The sequence below is a fragment of the Saccharopolyspora sp. NPDC002686 genome (assembly GCF_040295745.1).
GTDB lineage: Bacteria > Actinomycetota > Actinomycetes > Mycobacteriales > Pseudonocardiaceae > Saccharopolyspora > Saccharopolyspora oryzae.
Map to the genome: position 1 here is coordinate 1 of NZ_JBEOVY010000680.1, position 1,077 is coordinate 1,077.

The window sequence follows — 1,077 nt, forward strand, 5'->3', positions numbered from 1 at the left end:
GCACCTCGTAGACCGAGCCGCCGGACAACGCGTTGATTACCTCGGGCAGTCCTCTTCCCGCACACCCGTGCCGCGTTGAGCGTGTCAGCGCGGTCGGGTTCCGGCCACGACGGTGGCGTCGCGCTCCTCGCAGTGCAGGATGCGGGGGAGCAGCCCGGCTTCGGTGAACAGCGCAGCGGTGCCCGGGGCCTGCCGGCGACTGGTCTCGATCAGCAGATTCCCGCCGGGTGCGAGCCATCGAGGTGCCTCGGCGGCCACCCGCCGCTGGATGTCCAGACCGTCGGCACCGCCGTCCAAAGCCACCGCCGGCTCGTGCAACCGGGCTTCCGGCGGCATCATGCCGACTTCACCGGTGGGCACGTACGGGGCGTTGGCCACCACCACCTCGACCCGGCCCCGCAGCTCGTCGGGCAACGCCCGGTACAGATCACCGCGGACGACCCCGGCAGCACCGGGCAGGTTCCCCGCCGCGCAGCTCACCGCGGCGGGATCGACATCAGCGGCGTAGAGCTCCACCGACGGATGAGCGACGAGCACTGCCGCGGCCACGGCACCCGCTCCGCAGCACAGCTCCACCACCGGACCGGAACCGGTCAGCGCGATCGCCTGCTCGGCGAGGAACTCGGTGCGGCGGCGGGGCACGAACACCCCCGGGGACAGGGAGATCCGCAATCCGCAGAACTCCGCCCAGCCCAGCACCTGTTCCAACGGCAGGCCGCTGACGCGTCGCCGCACCAGCTCGGCCAACTCGGTGTCGTCGTGCGCTGCATCGTGCAGCAGAGCGGCCTCGTCCTCGGCGAAAACACACCCGGCCGAGCGCAGCGCGGCCACCACATCGGAGGAGAGAGAGGAAGAAGAAATCGTGAGCGCCTTTCGAAGATCTGGCGGGCGCTCCAGCGCGATCACCGACGCGTCAGGTCGTCGGAGGAGAGCACCCGATCTGCCATGGGGGAAATCGGTCTCACCTCCTCGCCTCGTGAACGGTTCGCGGCACAGTAGCAAACCCACCCGCGTCGATCGGCGCGGGTGGGGGAGAGGGGAAAAGGAACTGGGGTCGTGACCAGGTTGGTCAAAGAA

General features: G+C 69.8%; 1 protein-coding gene. It reads right to left on the reverse strand.

Annotation, left to right across the window (positions count from 1 at the left end):
* Positions 1-84 precede the first annotated feature (84 nt).
* Positions 85-834 (reverse strand): putative protein N(5)-glutamine methyltransferase, encoded by a 750-nt coding sequence (locus tag ABTZ89_RS38845; RefSeq protein ID WP_351054506.1) that lies wholly within the window; start codon positions 832-834, stop codon positions 85-87.
* Positions 835-1,077 lie beyond the last annotated feature (243 nt).